General features: G+C 35.9%; 12 protein-coding genes. 7 read left to right on the top strand and 5 right to left on the bottom strand.

What is annotated here, in order from left to right:
- Positions 1-9: 9 nt before the first annotated feature.
- From kbl to QLS65_RS03395, 5 genes are all read left to right on the top strand, one after another.
- Positions 10-1,203 carry a glycine C-acetyltransferase gene (gene kbl, locus QLS65_RS03415; RefSeq protein WP_282715218.1) on the top strand — a complete coding sequence of 398 codons (1,194 nt, stop codon included), beginning with the start codon at positions 10-12 and terminating at the stop codon, positions 1,201-1,203.
- 133 nt (positions 1,204-1,336) lie between these two features.
- Positions 1,337-2,770, top strand: coding sequence for an OmpA family protein (locus QLS65_RS03410; protein WP_282711000.1), 1,434 nt, complete (start codon positions 1,337-1,339; stop codon positions 2,768-2,770).
- Between the two features lie 64 nt (positions 2,771-2,834).
- The gene (locus tag QLS65_RS03405; RefSeq protein ID WP_282715217.1) at positions 2,835-5,600 is read left to right on the top strand and encodes a PD-(D/E)XK nuclease family protein; all 2,766 of its coding nucleotides are present in this window, start codon (positions 2,835-2,837) and stop codon (positions 5,598-5,600) included.
- 66 nt (positions 5,601-5,666) lie between these two features.
- Positions 5,667-5,906 carry a hypothetical protein gene (locus QLS65_RS03400; protein ID WP_282710998.1) on the top strand — a complete coding sequence of 80 codons (240 nt, stop codon included), beginning with the start codon at positions 5,667-5,669 and terminating at the stop codon, positions 5,904-5,906.
- Positions 5,903-6,574: an ATP-binding cassette domain-containing protein gene (locus QLS65_RS03395; RefSeq protein WP_282715215.1), complete on the top strand. Its 672-nt coding sequence runs from the start codon at positions 5,903-5,905 to the stop codon at positions 6,572-6,574. The genes QLS65_RS03400 and QLS65_RS03395 overlap by 4 nt, the downstream gene beginning before the upstream one ends.
- Here QLS65_RS03395 and QLS65_RS03390 read toward each other — a convergent pair.
- Entirely contained in the window at positions 6,571-7,353 is a 783-nt protein-coding gene (locus tag QLS65_RS03390; RefSeq protein ID WP_282710996.1) for an alpha/beta fold hydrolase, read from the bottom strand. The two genes, QLS65_RS03395 and QLS65_RS03390, sit on opposite strands and share 4 nt — an antisense overlap.
- A gap of 106 nt (positions 7,354-7,459) precedes the next feature.
- On the opposite strand from QLS65_RS03390, the gene QLS65_RS03385 reads away from it, so the two are divergent.
- Positions 7,460-8,680 carry an AbiH family protein gene (locus QLS65_RS03385; protein ID WP_282715212.1) on the top strand — a complete coding sequence of 407 codons (1,221 nt, stop codon included), beginning with the start codon at positions 7,460-7,462 and terminating at the stop codon, positions 8,678-8,680.
- Between the two features lie 34 nt (positions 8,681-8,714).
- On the opposite strand, the gene QLS65_RS03380 is transcribed toward QLS65_RS03385, so the two are convergent.
- Positions 8,715-9,515, bottom strand: coding sequence for a TIGR00266 family protein (locus QLS65_RS03380; RefSeq protein WP_282710995.1), 801 nt, complete (start codon positions 9,513-9,515; stop codon positions 8,715-8,717).
- Positions 9,516-9,905: 390 nt separating this feature from the next.
- Positions 9,906-11,198 (bottom strand): aminopeptidase P family protein, encoded by a 1,293-nt coding sequence (locus QLS65_RS03375; protein ID WP_282715210.1) that lies wholly within the window; start codon positions 11,196-11,198, stop codon positions 9,906-9,908.
- Positions 11,199-11,323: 125 nt separating this feature from the next.
- Here QLS65_RS03375 and QLS65_RS03370 point away from each other — a divergent pair, with 125 nt between their 5' ends.
- Positions 11,324-14,161, top strand: coding sequence for a beta propeller repeat protein (locus tag QLS65_RS03370; RefSeq protein ID WP_282715208.1), 2,838 nt, complete (start codon positions 11,324-11,326; stop codon positions 14,159-14,161).
- Between the two features lie 72 nt (positions 14,162-14,233).
- Here QLS65_RS03370 and aceA read toward each other — a convergent pair whose 3' ends face one another.
- Positions 14,234-15,514: an isocitrate lyase gene (aceA, locus tag QLS65_RS03365; RefSeq protein WP_282715206.1), complete on the bottom strand. Its 1,281-nt coding sequence runs from the start codon at positions 15,512-15,514 to the stop codon at positions 14,234-14,236.
- A 38-nt stretch (positions 15,515-15,552) separates the two neighbouring features.
- Complete coding sequence (gene aceB / locus QLS65_RS03360; protein ID WP_282715204.1) at positions 15,553-17,154, bottom strand: malate synthase A; 1,602 nt, start codon at positions 17,152-17,154, stop codon at positions 15,553-15,555.
- Positions 17,155-17,168: the final 14 nt, after the last annotated feature.

Below are 17,168 nucleotides of genomic sequence, written 5' to 3'. Positions count from 1 at the left end.
ACACTAACAATGTACGGAAAAATAAAAGAACATCTTCAAGCAGAATTACAGACTATTGAAGATAATGGAATTTTCAAAAAAGAAAGAATTATCACTTCGCCTCAAGGAGCAGAAATCACTATTTCTACAGGAGAAACTGTTCTGAATTTTTGTGCTAATAATTATCTTGGATTGTCATCACATCCAGAAGTGATTCAGGCTGCAAAAGACGCTTTGGATACACATGGTTTCGGAATGTCATCGGTGCGTTTTATATGCGGAACTCAGGATATTCACAAAACATTGGAAAGAAAGATTTCTGAATTTTATGGTACTGAAGATACTATTCTTTACGCGGCAGCTTTTGATGCTAACGGCGGAGTTTTCGAACCTTTATTAGGAGAAAATGATGCGATAATTTCAGATAGTTTGAATCATGCTTCTATCATAGATGGTGTTCGTTTGTGTAAAGCAGCTCGATATCGTTATGAAAATAGCAATATGGAAGATTTGGAGCAACAATTAATCAAAGCTACTGATGCAGGAACTTGTTTCAAGTTGATTGTAACAGATGGTGTTTTCTCTATGGATGGTGTCGTAGCTCCTTTGGATAAAATCTGTGATTTAGCAGATAAATACGATGCGATGGTTATGGTAGATGAATGTCATGCTGCCGGATTCATTGGTGCAACCGGAAAAGGAACGCTCGAGGCAAAAGGTGTAATGGGGAGAGTAGATATTATTACCGGAACATTAGGCAAAGCACTTGGTGGTGCAATGGGAGGTTATACAACTGCCAAAAAAGAAATTATTGAAATATTACGCCAACGTTCCAGACCTTACTTGTTTTCTAATTCTCTTGCTCCTGCAATTGTTGGAGCTTCTATTAAAGTTTTTGAATTATTAGAAAAGGATACTTCATTGCGAGATAGATTAGAATCGAATACTAATTATTTCAAAGAAGGGATGAAAAGAGCAGGTTTTGATATTATTGAAGGCGATTCTGCGATAGTTCCTGTTATGTTATATGATGCAAAATTGTCACAAAAAATGGCAGAGGAGCTTTTGAAAAAAGGGATTTATGTTATTGGTTTCTTTTTTCCGGTGGTTCCTAAAGATAAAGCGAGAATTAGAGTACAGTTATCTGCAGCACATACAAAAGAGCATCTAGATAAGGCTATCAGTGCTTTTGTTGAAGTTGGCAGAATGTTAAATGTTATATAATTTTTAATTGAAGTTATATAATTTCCACTTTTGGCAGTTTTTATGGGTTTTTTTTAACATTTAGTTTTGTAGTTAAAAATTTACGCATTACTTTTGTTTATAATTAACTAAATTGTAATTAAAAAAATTAAGTATGAAACATCTTAACAAACTTTTAGTTGCTGTAATGATGGTCATGGGATTAAGTTCTCACGCACAAGACAGTAACAATCCATGGGCAATCTCTTTTGGAGTTAATGCCGTTGACACTAGAACTAGTGCTGGTGGAGGACATAATTGGCTAGATCAACATTTCTCTCAACCATTTGCAGTTAAAGACAACTGGAACATCCTTCCTTCTGTGTCTTATTTAAGTGTATCTAGATACGTAGGAGATAATTTCTCTTTTGGTCTTTCTGGATCAGTAAATAAAATTGACAAATATGTAAGGTTTGCTCCAAACGAAGTAGGTCATGATGCTCGTGGATATGTAGTATCTAATCCAGGTGATTTAATGTATTACGGTGTTGATGCAACTATTAAATATAGTTTCATGAACTTAATTAGTTCTAAATTTATTGATCCTTCTCTGTCAGTTGGTGGAGGTTATACTTTTTTAGGAGATAGCAGTTTCGGAACATTAAATCCTGGTGCTGGTTTAACTTTTTGGTTTACTGAAAATGTTGGTTTAGAGCTTACTACAAAATATAAAAAATCTTTTGGAGATAGAGAAGATGCAGCTGGTGTTCCAGATGCTCCATCACATTTTCAACATTCAGCAGGTCTTATCTTCAAATTTGGAGGTAAAGATACTGATGGTGATGGAATTTACGATAAAGATGATGCTTGTCCAGAAGTTGCTGGTTTGAAAGAATTCAACGGATGTCCTGATACTGATGGAGATGGAATTCAAGACAGTGCTGATGCTTGTCCAGAAGTTGCTGGTTTAGCTGCATTGAACGGATGTCCTGATACAGATGGAGATGGAATTGCTGATAAAGATGATGCTTGTCCAGAAGTTGCTGGTTTAGCTGCATTGAAAGGTTGTCCTGATACTGACGGAGACGGAGTAGCTGATAAAGATGACAAATGTCCAACTGTTGCAGGTCCAAAAGAAAACGCAGGTTGTCCTTGGCCAGATACTGATGGAGATGGTGTTTTAGACAAAGATGATAAATGTCCAGACGTAAGAGGTACTGTTGCTAATCAAGGTTGTCCAGAAGTTTCTGAAGAAGTTATGAAAACTTTAAATAACTATGGTAAAATTATCTTGTTTGATTCTGGTAAATCTACTTTCCAAAAAGGAACTTACACAGTTTTACAATCAATCACTTCAATCTTAAAAGAATATCCTTATTCAAGATTCATGATCGAAGGTCACTGTGATAGTGATGGTAGTAATGAACTTAACCAAACTTTATCTGAGAACAGAGCTGCTGCAGTTAAAAATTATTTAATTGAAAACGGAATTGCTGCTGATAGACTTAGATCTACAGGTTTCGGAGAAACTAAACCAATTGCAACTAACAAAACTGCAAAAGGAAAAGCAATGAACAGAAGAGTTGAAATATCTTTGATTAAAGAATAATTTCTTTCTAAAATATTTATGAAAACGCCTCGATTTATCGAGGCGTTTTTTTTATTTTTATAGAATGACAAATACTTCTTTTTTAGATAAAATAGCCGCAGTTTTAATTGAAAATTACTCAGGCAATCTTTCCAATACGATTGTAGTTTTACCAAACAAACGAGCTAAAATATTCCTGATTGAAGCGCTAAAAAATCAGGTTACCACAAATATACTTTCTCCTGAAATTATAAGTATTGAAGATTTTGTTCAAAATATTGCAGGTATTCGCACCTTAGATCCCATTGAACTATTATTTGAATTCTACGAAGTCTATTTATCCATTACCGATAAAGCAAACCAACAAACGTTTGAATTGTTTGCCAATTGGGCGAAAACACTGCTACAAGATTTCAATGAAATTGACCGCTATTTATTAGAGCCTTCTCATGTTCTTTCGTATTTGAAGGATATCGAAGACATAAAAAAATGGGGAATTGAAGTCGAAAACAAAACTGTATTATTAGAAAAATACATTGATTTTTGGAAATTACTACCCAATTACTATCAATCTCTTTATACACATTTACTGAATAAAGGAATCGGCTATCAAGGCTTGATTTATCGTGAGGCAGTAAATAACTTAAATCATTTTTCAAGTTCTGTACAAGAGAAACAATTCCTGTTTGCCGGTTTTAATGCGTTGAATGCAGCCGAAGAAAAAATAATCCAGCACCTTATCGCTTCTGATCAGGCTAAAATTTATTGGGACGTAGACCAAACCTTTCTCAATGATCCGTATCACGATGCAGGACTGTTTGTACGACGTTTCAAAGAAAGCTGGAAGCATTATAAACAGCATCCGTTTGAGTGGATTGTAGATGATTTTTCGCAGACTAAAAATATTCAGGTTATTGGAACGCCCAAAACAATTGGTCAAGCCAAAATAGCCGGAAGTATTATTGAGAATGTCATTAATAAAAATCCAAACGGGAAGTTGGATAAAGTGGCTGTGGTTTTAGGCGAGGAAAATCTTCTGGTGCCGCTTTTATATTCGTTACCGTCAAGCGTTGGTGCTTTGAATATCACAATGGGATATTCAAGCAAGAACAATCCAGCCCAGATTTTGATTGCAAAATTATTCAAAATGCACACGAATGCGTTGTCCAGAAATGCCAAAAGTTATGTCTTGTATTACAAAGATGTTTTGGATATTTTGACGCATCCTTTGGTGGAGCCGTATGCGAAAACCAGCGCGCTTGTCCATACTATCAATCAAAATAATTATACTTTTATTACGCATCATAAATTGATGGAATTGAATGTAATTCCAAGCGAGTTGTTTCTCTTGTTATTCCAAAAATGGGAAAATGGTTCGATTCCGGTATTAGAGACTATTTCTAAATTATTGCAAACCATAAAAGAAAATTTAAGTAACGACAACGAAGAAGAAAAAATCACTAAGGCTTTTGTTTTTGCTATTTTCAAAGTCATCAATAAACTGATTAATTACTATTCCAAGCACGAACATATCGATAAAATAGAAACGCTTTATGCCATTTACAAACAAGTAATTGATTTGGCTGAAGTTTCTTTTGAAGGAGAACCGTTGAACGGCTTACAGATTATGGGAGTACTGGAAAGTCGTGTTTTGGATTTTGACACCGTTATTGTCACTTCGATGAATGAAGGAAAATTTCCTGCGGGGAAATCACAAAATTCGTTTATTCCGTATGATGTGAAACGCGAATTGGGTTTACCTACATTCAAAGAAAAAGACGCTATTTATACGTATCATTTTTATCATTTATTACAACGCGCCAAAAATATCTACTTGCTGTATAATACCGAAAGTGAAGGATTGGATGCGGGTGAAAAAAGCCGATTCATAACGCAACTCGAAGTCGAAAAGCAAAAAAATCATACATTGACACACGAAATTTATAATGCTGTTTTACCCGAAACAGCATATCAACCGATGGTGATTCCAAAATCGGAAAGTGTGATGGGACGATTGAAAGAAATTGCCGAAAAAGGTTTTTCTCCATCGGCATTGACGAGTTATATTCGGAATCCAATTCAGTTTTATTTCCAGAAGATTTTACGCATCAGCGAAGTCGAAGAAGTCGAGGAAAATATTGCCTTGAATACGTTGGGAACCATTATCCACGAAACTTTGAAAGTTTTGTATGAACCTTTCATTGGCAAATTTATTTCGGAAAGTGATATTTTAAATTGTTTCAAACAAATTGACGCTGAGGTTTTGAAGCAATTCAAATTGGTGTATAAAGAAGGCGAAATCAAAAAAGGTCGAAATTTATTGGCGTTTGAAGTTGCTAAACGAAATGTTTCGAATTTCCTGAAAGTGGAATTGGAAAGTATTAAGAACGGCGACGCAATAAAAATTTTAGCGTTAGAACAAACTTTCGAGCGACCATTACATCATCCTAATTTGCCTTTTCCGGTACTGATAAAAGGAAATGTGGACCGAATTGAAGAGCGCAACGGAATCATTCGAATCATTGATTATAAAACTGGAAAAGTAGAAAAAGTAAGCGTCACTTTGAAATCCTGGAAAGGATTAACCGAAGACATTAAAAGCGATAAAATCATTCAGGTGCTCGCGTATGCTTATATGTATGAACATGAGGCAAAAGGAAAGCCAATTGAAGCCGGAATTATCTCTTTTAAGAATTTAAAAGCAGGGTTTCTTCCATTTAATTTTAAAGAAGACAAAGAAATAAATTCAATTATAAATGAAGAAATTTTGAGTAATTATTTAGAACAAATGGTTCTTTTATTGAGCGAAATTTTAGACGAGAATATTCCTTTTGAAGAGAAAATAATTTAAATAGAATTCACAATCAGAAAATTAGCCAACATCTTTGAGTTTTACAAAAGTACATTGACGATAAACATGTCAATAAGCGCTTTGGCATGGATTTTTGGAGGATTTGAAACCTTCAAATATGTGCTTATTATTTTTGGTTTCTTCATCAGTATTTTGATAAAAGAAGTAAATGCCAAAAATGAATACCTGTTTTATTACAACAACGGAATTTCAAAAATGCAATTGTTTGTTTATGGTTTTCTGATGAATTTTGTTTTTTCGATGGTGCTGATTTTATTCATTAATGTAGTACTGAAACTCGTATGACTAAAAATATTTTAGAAGTAGACAGTGTTCAAAAACAATATGATGGAAAAATCATAGTTTCCGATGTGTATTTGAAATGCGAAACGGCTGATATCATTGGCATTTTAGGAAGAAATGGTTCCGGAAAATCTACTTTGTTGAAAATCATTTTCGGAATTGTAACTGCCGATTTTAAATTTGTTCGAGTGGATGGCGTCGTGAAATCAAAAACCAGAGATTTACTAAATGAAATCAGTTACTTGCCTCAAGATAATTTTATTCCAAATTCATTTTCGATAAAAAAGACAATCTTATTGTCGATTGCCAAAGAGAAATTACAGGATTTCTATGCTGATGAAATGATTCAATCGATGTTAGATAAAAAAATAAAGCATTTATCCGGCGGAGAATTACGGTATTTAGAGATTAAATTAATCCTGAATAATGCGTCAAAATTTGTTTTGCTGGACGAGCCTTATAATGGTTTGTCGCCCATAATGATTGAAAAAATTAATGAATTAATTACAGAAATGTCCAGTGTAAAAGGCATTATTATCACGGACCATAATTATGAAAATGTGATTAAGGTTTCCACAAAACTGGCGTTGATGAAAGAAGGAAAAATGCACTACTTGAAAGACAAAAGCGAATTGGTTGAAAAAGGCTATTTGAAATCAGGAATGATTTAGATGCTTTTGAAAAAAGCCAACAATACAATCAATAATTGGTCTTGGTTCTCAATATGACTCATGTGTCCATCCGGAAAAGTCACCAGTTTTACTGTTGTGTTTTCAATTTGTTCTTTGGTTTCCTCGTAATTTAAAACAGGATCTTTTTCGCCCAGAATTAATAATTTAGGATAGGGTGTAAGATGCAATAACACTTCCCGATCTTGTCGTATTTTCATTCCTTCCAGTGACGCAACAATTCCTTGTAGCGGTGTTTTTAAAGCTTCTTTTTTTACGCTTTCAATTTCGGATGAAAGTCGTTCTCTGTTGGATTCGCTGAATAAGTTTGCAATAGAAAGTGAAACAAAATTCATAAAAGATTGTTTTACCGCTTTAATAGCTCGATCCCGATTTGTTTTTCGTTCCTTGCTGTCGGCTCTTGCGGTCGAGTTTAGTAAAACCAATCCTTTTATAGTGTCAGGATATAATTCGGCGAAAGCCAAAGCAACATAACCACCCATAGAGTGCCCGACAAAAATGGCTTTTCGGATGCGTAATTCCGATAAAACAGAGTGAATCGCATCGGCATTATCTTCCATCGTTTGCACGTAACTCAAACATTCCGTTTCGCCATGTCCCAATAAATCTATAGTAATGACGCGGTTTTTTTTAGCAAACTCCGGAATATAAAAATCCCACATGCCTTTGTTTTCCAAGAAACCATGAAGTAAGACAATAGCGGTTCCTTTCCCGGTATCGGAATAGGAGATGTTGGTGTTTTTAAAGAGAATTTGTTTCAAAATGGAAATTTAGTCTACAAAAGTAACATTTTATTTTTTTAACCATTTAAGAAATATAAGGTCATGTAAGCAATTCATTAATGCGCTTGTATTAAAAATAGTATATTTGAGAAAAGCATTTGTAAATATGAACAGACTTGTTATTATTGGAAACGGATTTGATTTGGCTCATGGATTGCCGACTTCTTACAAAGATTTTATTGATGATTATTGGATTAATGTTTTGAAAGAACTTTATAATAATCATTCATATAGTGATAGTTTATTTGTTTCAAATATTTCACGAATTGGGAATGATTATAATGCAAAATCGGATTGGCAAAAAAGTGTTTGTAATTTTGAAACATTGAAGTATTTTATTTCAAGATATGAGAGATACTGTACTTTAGAATTTACTAATAACTTTTTTTTAAATATTAATAATCAGATAAATATTGAAAAATGGGTTGATATTGAAAATCTATATTATAATCAATTAAAAATAATTACAAAGCACGGATCACTTAAATCAAATGAAAAAAAGCAACAGGTTGTTTTGTTAAATAAAGAATTTGAACAAGTAAAAAAACTTTTAGAAAAATATTTAAAAGAAAAAGTTGTTGATTCTTTTAATGTAGGGGTAATTAAAGATTCAGATTATGATCAATTTAAGTTTTGTGATATTCTAAGACCTATTTCTATTCCTAATGAGGAATTAAATCTTGATAAGGAATTCTCAAATGATGATTTTAAAGAAATTGAAAATCAGTTAGAAACTAGAAAAATAGAAGGTTCAAAAGGCTTGTTGAGAATTCTAAATTTTAATTATACTCCAACGGCACTTAGGTATTTAAGAGCTCAAAATTTAAATGATGATTTAGCAAAAATACATATTGCTATACATGGGATAATAGGAAATGAAAACGAACATAAAATTAATTTTGGTTTCGGAGATGAAATGGATGAAGATTATAAGATAATCGAAAATTTAGATGATAATGAATATTTAAAGAATTTTAAATCATTTCAATACTTACAGAACTCTAATTATAAAAATCTACTTGATTTTATTGATGCTAATAAATTCCAAGTTCTGATTATGGGGCATTCTTGCGGATTATCGGATAGAACATTATTGAATACTGTTTTTGAACATAATAACTGTCGCTCCATCAAGGTTTTTTATCATGAAACAGAAGATGAGAATGGGAAAGTGATTAAAGATAATTACACAGAAATTATTCAAAACATATCTAGACATTTTAACAAGAAAAAATTAATGAGAGAAAAGATTGTAAACAAAACTCTTTGTCAACCTTTACCACAAATTCAACTTCCTTTAAAATAAAACGGCTCCCATTTCTGCAAGCCGTTCATAAAATTTAAAATCGTCTATCTCCATCGAGCAAACTTCCTAATCCGCCTAATAAACTTCCTTCGTCACGACTGGTTCCACCAGCTCTTGGAGCAGATGCGATGATTCTGTCAGCAAGTCGGCTGAAAGGCAAGGATTGTACATAAACTGTTCCCGGACCGCGAAGTGTTGCGTAAAATAAACCTTCTCCGCCAAAAATGGAATTCTTGATTCCGCCAATAAACTCAATGTCATAATCAACATCTTTGGTAAAACCAACAATACAGCCGGTGTCGACTTTTAGGATTTCGCCTGCGGCTAATTCTTTTTTGGCCAATGTTCCGCCGGTATGCACAAAGGCCAGACCGTCGCCTTCAATTTTTTGCATGATGAAACCTTCACCGCCAAACAATCCGCGACCGAGTTTTTTAGAGAATTCAATTCCAACAGAAACGCCTTTGGCAGCGCAAAGGAAAGCGTCTTTCTGGCAAATGAATTTTCCGCCAAATTGTGTTAAGTCAATTGGGATTATTTTTCCTGGATAAGGCGATGCGAATGAAACTTTGCTTTTGGTATTGTTTTGATTGATGAACGCTGTCATAAAAAGACTTTCACCTGTAAGCACTCTTTTTCCGGCGCTTAAAAGTTTACCAAACAATCCGTTTTCTTGTTCGGAACCGTCTCCAAAAATGGTTTCCATTTGGATATTATTGTCCATCATCATAAAACTTCCCGCTTCGGCAATTACTATTTCCTGTGGGTCCAGTTCTATTTCCACATATTGCATTTCCTCGCCGTAAATGTGGTAGTCTATTTCGTGTGCTTGCATGATTTCTGTGTTTTAAGTTTTTATTTAAAAGTTTTTACCATTAAGAAATTAAGTTTCATTAAGAATCAGAGCTTAATTTTTCTTAATGGTTCAAATCACATATTGAATATGTTTTAAAAAATAGTTGTTGTTTTAAATAAGTCGGAAGGGTGATTATAAAGTTACAGTTTTACCATGAATTTTGGAATTCGTGTTTTGGAATTACAGATTTTCTCGTTGTAGCGCGCAAGGGATAATAGCGGAAAGCCCACAGTCTTGTCTTTTTGGACGAGACGAGGACTTGTAGCGGATAGCCCGACGCAGCTGGAGTTTACGGAAGCTGGGTTGCGCCCCAAAAAAAAAATCGGTTCACATTGCTGTAAACCGATTTGATTGTATGTATTTAAGGAATTAACTGTTCATTAATTCTTCGATTTCGTCCACTTCAATTGGGATGTTGCGCATCATGTTGAATGGTTCACCGCTTTCTTGAACGATGATGTTATCTTCCAGACGGATTCCGAAACCTTCGGCAGGAATGTAAATTCCAGGCTCTACGGTGAACACCATATTGGCTTGCATGGGTTCGGTCAGGATTCCGTAATCGTGCGTGTCCAATCCCATGTGGTGGGAAGTTCCGTGCATGAAATATTTTTTATAAGCGGGCCATTCCGGGTTTTCGTTTTGCACATCGGCTTTGTCAATAAGACCTAAACCTAGCAATTCAGAAGTCATTAATTTCCCAACTTCTATATGGTATTGTTTCCAAAGAGTACCTGTTGTCAGCATTTTGGTCGCTTCGTTTTTTACATTTAAAACGGCATTGTACACTTCTTTTTGTCTTTTGGTATATTTTCCTGAAACTGGAATGGTACGCGTCATGTCACTGGAATAATTGGCATATTCAGCCGCAACATCCAGTAAAATCAAATCACCGGCTTTGCATTGTTGGTTGTTTTCGATGTAATGCAACACATTGGCATTATTTCCGGAAGCGATAATTGGCGTGTAAGCAAAACCTCTGGAACGGTTGCGAATGAATTCGTGAATCAGCTCGGCTTCGATTTCGTATTCGGTAACGTTTGGTTTCACGAAAGACAATAATCTTCTAAAACCAAGTTCCGTAATATTACAGGCTTTTTGGATTAAGTCCAATTCTTCGGTTTCTTTTACGGAGCGAAGACGTTGCAATATCGGATTACTTTTTGCGACAGCATGTGCCGGATATTTCTCTTTCCACCATTTTACAAAACGGGCTTCACGCGTTTCAGTTTCTACTGTAGCGCGGTAATGCTCGTTTGTATTGATGTAAATCGTGTCAGCGTGCGTCATCATTTCGAATAAGACTTTCTCAAATTCCTGCAACCAATACACGGTTCTGATTCCTGTTACTTCAAAAGCACGCTCTTTAGTCAGTTTTTCACCTTCCCAAATTGCAATGTGTTCGCTGGTTTCTTTCAAGAAAACCATTTCTCTTTGGTGCTCGTATGGCGCATCGGGGAAAAGCAATAAAATACTTTCTTCCTGATCTACTCCGCTTAAATAAAAGATATCGCGGTGTTGTGCAAATGGCAAAGTACTATCGGCAGAAACGGGATAAATATCATTAGAATTGAAGATGGCAACGCTTTTTGGCTTCATCTGAGCCATGAATTTTTCTCTATTTTTTATAAATAAATCTCGGTCAATTTGATGATATTTCATAACAATTCGTTTTTATACATTGAATATTCAAAAATACTAACTTTGAGAGAAACGGATGTTAATTACACTATAAAATTTTCAGATAACTATTTTTATGATTAATTTTCCAATTCAAATCAGTTTTTATGAAAAAAATAGTACTCTTCTCAGCCCTTATCGTACAAAGTATCTCTTGGGGACAAGTTTCTGCGGAAGCGATTCAGCAATCATTGGAAGCCAAAAAAGGAATGGAAAATCAATCGCTTTTTCAAAGTGTTACTTTCGAAAATGTGGGGCCAACGGTGATGAGTGGCAGAGTGGTGGATGTGGACGTAAACCCGGAAAATCCAACCGAGTTTTATGTAGGATATGCTTCAGGCGGACTTTGGTACACGAATAATAACGGAATGAGTTTTTCGCCGGTTATGGATGCGGCGCCAACGCAAAATGTAGGTGATATCGCGATAGATTGGAAACGAGGAACGATTTGGGTAGGAACTGGGGAAGTAAATTCGTCCCGATCCTCTTATGCCGGAATTGGAGTTTTGAAATCCGAAGATAAAGGAAAGACTTGGCGAAATATGGGATTACACGACAGTCATCACATCAGCAGAATCCTGATTAATCCATCAAATCCAGATGAAGTTGTTGTGGGCGCAGTGGGGCATTTGTATTCAAAAAATGAAGAAAGAGGAATTTATAAAACGACAAATGGAGGAAAAACATGGAGTAAAACCCTTTATATAGACGATGAAACCGGTATTATTGATGTGGCTGTTTCGCCAAAAAACTTCAAGGTTCAATTTGCGGCTTCTTGGAGTAAAGACAGAAAAGCGTGGGATTTTATAGGAAGTGGCGCCACTTCGGGAATTTATAAAAGTGAAGATGCGGGATTGACATGGAAGCTTTTCACGAATGCTGAAAGCGGATTCCCTGTTGGTGAAGGCGTTGGGAGAATTGGTTTAGCGGTATATGACGACAATAACGTTTATGCTGTTTTGGATAACCAATTCAAAAGACCGTTGCAATCCAAAAAAAGCAATTCGTTACCGATTGCGTTTTCAATGCCGGGAGACGAATTCTTGAAATTACCAAATAAAAGTCTGAATTCTATTCTAAAGAATTACGGATTGACCGAAAAATACAGAGCCGAAAACATCAAGCATTGGGTTGAAAACGGGTATTTGCAACCAAACGAAGCTGCAAAAGTGGTTTTGGATGCAATAAATAGTTTGGCCGAAACAGAAGTTATCGGAGCCGAAGTTTACAAATCAAGTAACGGAGGGAAAAATTGGACGAAGACCCATCAAGATTTTATCGATGATTTCTTTTATTCGTACGGGTATTATTTCAGTGTTATTTCTGTTGATCCAAACGATGTGAATAAAATTTATTTGTCGGGTGTGCCTATTATAAAATCAAATGATGGCGGGAAAACATTCACCTCCATAAGCGAAGAGAATGTTCACGCAGATCATCACGTAGTTTGGGTGAACCCAAATAAATCAGGGCATTTAATTAATGGAAATGACGGCGGTTTGAACATTTCATATGATGATGGAGTGCATTGGGTGAAAAGTAATTCACATTCCGTAAGTCAGTTTTATGCAGTGAATGTGGATGAGCAAGAACCGTATAATATCTATGGTGGGATGCAGGATAATGGCGTTTGGGTTGGGCCAAGTACTTATAAATATTCATCAGAATGGTACCAAACCGGAAAATATCCATACGAAAATTTGATGGGTGGAGACGGAATGCAAACTCAAATTGACAAAAGAAATCCAAGTATTGTTTACACAGGTTTCCAATTTGGAAATTATTACAGAATTGATCGTGCAAAAAACAAACGTGATTATATTTCTCCAAAGCCAAAAAAGGCCGAAAAACCATTTCGATTCAATTGGCAAACGCCTATTTTATTGTCTTCGCACAACCAAGATATTTTATACATGGGATCTAATTTCTTGCACCGTTCGATGAATCAAGGACAAACTTGGACTGCTATTTCGCCTGATTTGACGCAAGGAGCTAAAGAAGGGAATGTAGCTTTTGGAACAATCGCCGCCATCAGCGAAAGTCAATTGCAGTTTGGTTTGCTCTACACGGGAAGTGATGATGGATTGATTCATGTTTCGAAAGACGGCGGTGCGACTTGGAATAAAATTTCGGGAGATTTACCTCAAAACCGATGGGTTTCCAGAGTCGTGGCTTCGGCACACAAGAAAGAAAGAGTGTATGCGACTTTAAACGGATATCGAAATGATGATTTCACCAGTTATGTGTATGTATCAGATGATTTTGGGCAAACTTGGAAAAATATCGCCAATAATTTGCCTGCAAGTCCAGTGAATGTAATTGTGGAAGATAATGTCAACGAGAATGTTTTGTACGTGGGAACGGATAACGGATTGTATGTTTCGTTAAACAAAGGAACGAGCTGGGATGATTTTTCTAGTGGAATTCCAAACGTGGCCGTTCACGATGTAGTGATTCAAAAGAAAGCAAAAGATTTAGTGGTGGGAACTCACGGTCGTTCAGTGTACAAAGTTAATTTGGAACAAGTGCAACAATTGAATGATAAAGTCATAGCTGAAAATCTTCATGTTTTTGAGCTTAAAAAGATAAAAAAATCAAGAGAATGGGGCAGCAGTTGGAGTTCTTGGGCTAAGGCTTCAGAACCAAAAGCAGAGATTTGGTTTTATTCGAATGAGGAATCGGAGGTGCTTTTGCAAATTGAAAACAGCTTTAAAGAAGTCGTTTATTCTCAGAAGATAAAAGCTGTAAAAGGATTAAACAAATACGTTTATGATCTTTCTATAACCAAAGCAACAGCGGATAATTGGAAAAAGAAAGACAAAAAATTAAAATTAGAACCAGCTAAAAACGGTAAATTTTATCTTCCAATTTCAGTGAATACAATCAGTATTCAAAAAGGAAAACAGAAAGTCGTTACGGATCTTGAAATTATAGAATCGAAATAAACGGACCTTTTATTTTAAAAACAAAAAACACGATTTCATCTGAAATCGTGTTTTTTTATGGTTGTTACTTTTCTAAAACTGTGCTACTTCTGTAGAATCTTTCATGGCAGTGGTTGAAGATTTTCCGATTGTCACGGTGTTTTGTACCGCATCAAAATAAGAAGTCCCTACGAAGCCTTGGTGTTTTACGGCTTTGAAACCGTGCTTTTGCAAAGCAAATTCTCTTTCCTGTAATTCAGAATAGCCAGCCATTCCTCTTTCTTTGTAGGCTTTAGACAATTCGAACATGCTGGTGTTCAATGCGTGGAATCCGGCTAAAGTGATGAATTGGAATTTGTATCCCATTGCAGCGAGATCCTCTCGGAACGTTTCCATTTCGGCAACTGATAATTTTGCAGCCCAGTTGAAAGAAGGGGAACAATTATAAGCCAACATTTTTCCCGGGAATTTTGCGTGAATTCCTTCAGCAAATTTTCTTGCGTAATCAAGATCTGGATTGCTGGTTTCCATCCAAATTAAATCAGCATAAGGTGCATAACTCAATCCTCTGTCAATTCCTTGTTCCACACCACAATTTACATAGAAAAAACCTTCTCCAGTTTTTTTACCGGTGATGAATTTGGCATCTCGTGGGTCAATATCACTAGTTAGTAAGTTGGCAGCATCTGCATCGGTGCGAGCAACAATCAGTGTTGGTGTTCCCATTACATCAGCTGCTAAACGTGCCGCAATCAATTTGTTAATGGCTTCTTGAGTAGGAACTAATACTTTTCCACCTAAGTGACCACATTTTTTGGCAGAACTCAATTGATCTTCAAAATGAACTCCGGCAGCTCCCGCTTCAATCATCGCTTTCATTAATTCGAAAGCATTCAGGTTTCCTCCAAAGCCAGCTTCGGCATCAGCAACGATAGGCACTAAATATTGTTTTTTATCGGTTGTTCCGTTCACAACTTGTATTTGATCCGCTCTCAAAAGGGCATTATTGATACGTTTTACAACCAATGGAACACTATTAGCAGGATATAAAGATTGGTCAGGATACATTTCGCCGGCTACATTTGCATCAGCAGCTACCTGCCAACCGCTCAAATAAATGGCGTCTAATCCTGCTTCGACTTCTTGAATGGCTTGGTTCCCGGTAAGTGCGCCAAGTCCGGCAACAAAATCCTGAGCATTTAGTTTATTCCATAAAGTATTGGCTCCAATTCTGGCAACACTATGTTCTATTTGATAAGAACCTTGCAATTTCACCACTTCTTCAGCAGTGTAAGGTCGCTCAATGCCATTCCATCTTGGGTTCGTAATCCAGTCAGTAACTAATTCTTGAATTCTTGTTTCTGTAGTTTTCATTTTTTTGGTTGTTTGTTAATATCTATTGCAATTAATTTTTAAATGTATTTGTATCCGGGAATAGTCAAAAATTCGATAAAATTATCGTTCACGACCAAAATGTCTAATAATTGCTCCGCCATTCTGTATTTTTGTTTGTCATGATTTTCATCTCCAACGAGCTTTCTGATTTTCTCAAATTCTTCCATCGCTAGTCGGTGATAATATTTTTCATTCAGTACTTTTTGATTGTCTAAAACCACTTCGTTTTGTAGCCATTGCCACAATTGAGATCTCGAAATTTCAGCAGTAGCGGCATCTTCCATTAAATTATGTAAGGCTGCAGCACCTTGTCCGTTGAGCCATGAAGCAATATATAAAACGGAAATACTGATGTTTTTTCGAACGCCTTCTTCGGTAATGGTTCCTTTTGGAGTTTCCAGTAAATCGCATTCGGTAACGTGTACGTCTTCTCTTTTTACATGAATCTGATTTTTAGTCGGCATGTTTTTATCGAATACCGTCATGGCGAGCGAAACCAAATCCGGATGTGCGACCCAAGTGCCGTCATGACCATTTTTAACTTCCCGTTCTTTATCGGCAATTACTTTGTCGAAAGCTATTTTATTGGCTTCTTCATTGTTTTTTATCGGAATTTGCGCTGCCATTCCGCCAATTGCATGAATATTTCGTTTGTGACATCTTTGAATGACCAATTGGGAATACGCACTCATAAATGGTGAAGTCATGGTCACTTGATCTCTGTTTGGAACTAGGAAAGCTGGATTTTTTCTTAGTTTTTTGATGTACGAAAAAATATAATCCCATCGTCCGCAATTAAGACCAACAATATGATCTTTCAATTCAAAAATGATTTCGTCCAATTGAAAACTGGCAGTTATGGTTTCGATTAAAACCGTGGCTTTGAATGTCCCATTTTTTACGCCCAAATATTCCTGCGTGAATTCGAAAACTTCATTCCACCATCTTGCTTCCAGATAATGTTCCAGTTTTGGAATGTAAAAATACGGTGCCGTTCCATCCTCAATAAGTTGTTTGTGATTGTGAAAAGCATACAAACCAAAGTCAATTAAGGAACCTGAAGTTTGTTCTCCATCAATCAAAATATTTTTCTCCGGCAAATGCAAGCCTCTTGGTCGAACAATCAATACGGCAGTTTCGTTGTTCAGACTGTATTTTTTATTTTTCACAGTGTCCTCAAGAGTGATGGTTTTATTCACCGCATCTTTCAGGTTTTGCTGGCCTATCATTAAGTTGCTCCAAGTAGGAGAAGTGCTGTCTTCAAAATCAGCCATGAACGTTTTTGCTCCTGAATTCAATGCATTGATAACCATTTTTCTATCGACCGGTCCGGTTATTTCGACTCTTCGGTCTAATAAATCCTTTGGAGTTTTTGCAGCTTCCCAATTACTTTCTCTGATGCTTTTTGTTTCAGAAGGAAAAGTTGGTAACGCGCCTGCATCAAATAAATGCTGTTGATTTTTTCTTTCGGCTAATAGCAAAAGTCTTTTGGCATTGAATCTGTGATGCAATTCTGTTATTAAATCAATAGCTTCATCCGTCAAAATTGCTGGATAATGCTCTTTCGTTTCAGGTGAAAACTGTAACGTTTTTTCGGTTATTTCAAGAATATCTTTCATGGTTAAAATGTTTT

It is taken from the genome of Flavobacterium algoritolerans (assembly GCF_030010385.1).
Taxonomy (GTDB): domain Bacteria; phylum Bacteroidota; class Bacteroidia; order Flavobacteriales; family Flavobacteriaceae; genus Flavobacterium; species Flavobacterium algoritolerans.
The sequence above is the reverse complement of the archived record's forward strand: the minus strand, read 5'-3'. Positions and strand labels throughout refer to the sequence as shown.